The organism is Actinomadura sp. NPDC048032, from assembly GCF_040653175.1.
GTDB lineage: Bacteria > Actinomycetota > Actinomycetes > Streptosporangiales > Streptosporangiaceae > Spirillospora > Spirillospora verrucosospora.
This window is the reverse complement of the sequence record NZ_JBEZJP010000722.1, coordinates 1-2,200: the sequence shown is the minus strand read 5'-3', so window position 1 is coordinate 2,200 and position 2,200 is coordinate 1. Positions and strand designations below refer to the sequence as shown.

The 2,200-nt window shown below is 75.2% G+C and carries 2 protein-coding genes; both read right to left on the bottom strand.

Going from position 1 to position 2,200, the window contains the following annotated elements:
- The coding region (locus AB0C69_RS41520) for an RtcB family protein (protein ID WP_360362261.1) at nucleotides 1–1,092 on the bottom strand (1,092 nt) is incomplete at its 3' end.
- A gap of 48 nt (nucleotides 1,093–1,140) precedes the next feature.
- The gene (locus AB0C69_RS41515; RefSeq protein ID WP_360362258.1) at nucleotides 1,141–2,103 is read right to left on the bottom strand and encodes a SelB C-terminal domain-containing protein; all 963 of its coding nucleotides are present in this window, start codon (nucleotides 2,101–2,103) and stop codon (nucleotides 1,141–1,143) included.
- Nucleotides 2,104–2,200 lie beyond the last annotated feature (97 nt).

The window sequence follows — 2,200 nt, the reverse complement described above, 5'->3', positions numbered from 1 at the left end:
GCGAACTTGTTGTCGCCGACCGGGATCACCGAGCCGAAGTACTCCTGGAAGATCTCCGGGTGCTCGCGTGAAGTGCTTGCGGGCCTTGTTGCGGCTCATCCTGCGGCCCGCGCCGTGCGAGGCCGAGTTGTAGGCGGTCTCGTTGCCCAGGCCGCGGACGATGTAGGTGCCGGTCGCCATGGACCCGGGGATGATCCCGAGGTCGCCGGCGCCCGCGCGGATCGCGCCCTTGCGGGTGACGAGCAGCTCGACTCCCCCGTACTCCTCCTCCGCCACGTAGTTGTGGTGGCAGGAGATGACCTCGCCCCACCTGCAGCGCTTCTCGCCGAACTGCCTGGTGACGACGTTCTGCGCGAGCGCGGTCATGACGGCGCGGTTGCGGCGCGCGTACTCCTGCGCCCAGAACAGGTCGTGCCGGTAGGCGTCCATCTTGGCGGTGCCGGTGAGGAACACGGCGAGGTCGCCGTCCGGCAGGTCCTGGTTGTGCGGCAGCTTGCGGGCGGCCTCGATGTGCTGCTCGGCCAGCTCGTTGCCGATGTTGCGCGACCCCGAGTGCAGGACGAGCCAGATCGCGCCGTCGTCGTCCGCGCACAGCTCCAGGAAGTGGTTGCCGCCGCCGAGCGTGCCCATCTGCGAGCGGGCGCGGCCGAGGCGGGACCGCACCGCCGGGTGCAGGTCGTCGAACGCCTTCCAGAAGTCGTACCAGCCCCGTTCCTTCAGGCCCGGCAGCGCGGACGGGTCCACGGCGGTCCTGTGCGAGCCGCGCCCGACGGGGATCGCCTTCTCCAGCCGCGAGCGCAGGCCGGACAGGTCGTCGGGCATGTCCTCGACGGTGAGCGACGACTTCGCGGCGGTCATCCCGCAGCCGATGTCGACCCCGACGGCGGCCGGGGACACCGCGTTCCTCATCGCGATCACCGAGCCGACGGTGGCGCCCTTGCCGTAGTGGACGTCGGGCATCACCGCGAGGCCCTCCACCCACGGCAGGGCGGAGACGTTGCGCAGCTGGTCGAGGGCGAGGTCCTCGACGGTGTCGGGGTCGGTCCACATCCGGATCGGGACGCGGCCGCCCTTCAGGGTCTGGTACGGCATTCCCACTCCTTGATCGACGGAACCGGACCGCGATCTATGACGCCAGAGTCACCCGTCCCGGTTCAACCGGTTTTCGCCCTGGCGGCGCTCGGTGAGGCCGAGCCGGTCGAGGTGGCGCAGCAGGGCGACGGCGACGTCGCGGCCGGTCCCGAGCGCGTCGCCGGCCTGGGCGGGCGTGAACGGCTGCGGGAGCTCGGACAGGACGCGCAGCGCCTCCCGGTCGGCGCCCGGGAGCAGCACGACCCCGTCGTCGATCCGCAGGACGGCGCCCGCGCGCTCCGCCCCGGCGAGGACGTCGCCCGTGAGGCCCAGCTCTTCGAGGCGCTCGGCGCTGGGGGGATCGAACGGGCTGTCCGCGAGGTCGGCGCGGAGGCGCCGCACGGCCGCGGCCCAGGGCGGCGGCGGTTCCGCGGCGACCGCCGCCGGATCGGGCTCGGCGGCCGGCGCGGGGCCGGGGCCCGGGGACGGGCCGTAGACGCGTCCCGCGTCCAGGCGCAGCGGCGGCTGGACGAGCGCGGCGGCGAGCTGCCGGGAGGGGAGGCCGAGGCGCAGCCGGACGGACTCCAGCGGGATGCCGGGGGCGCTGGGGCTCTCGGCGGCGTGCCGGGCCGTCTCCTCCGCGAGCCGCTCGAACAGCGACCGCCAGTGCGCCGGGTCGGCGACCCACTCGCCGTCCAGGGCGACGGCGCCGGGCGGCGGCGCGCAGCCCATGACCGACAGCTCCGAGCGCCGGAGCACGCCGTGCCGGCGGAGCACGACGGCGCCGTCCGGGCGGTCGGGCCAGGTCGCCAGCTCGCGGGCGCGGGCGGCGCCCGCTCCGCGGCGCACGAGGGTGGGCGGCCGGACGTCCAGGACGCTCACCCCGGCGATCGTGCGGCGGTCGGGGTCGCGCAGGAGCCCGGTGTCGCCGAGGTGGAGGGCGAGCCGGGTGTTCAGGGTCAGGCGCGCGGTGTCGGGGCCGAGGGGCCGCAGCCCGACCGCGACGGCGGCCGACCCGATGTGCAGCGTCATCCGCCGCGCGAGCCTGCCGGACGCCTCGCCGAAGCGGCGCCCTGACCGCCCTCGTCGCCGTGGCGGTCTCGGTCGCCTCGTCCCGCGACGAGGTGCT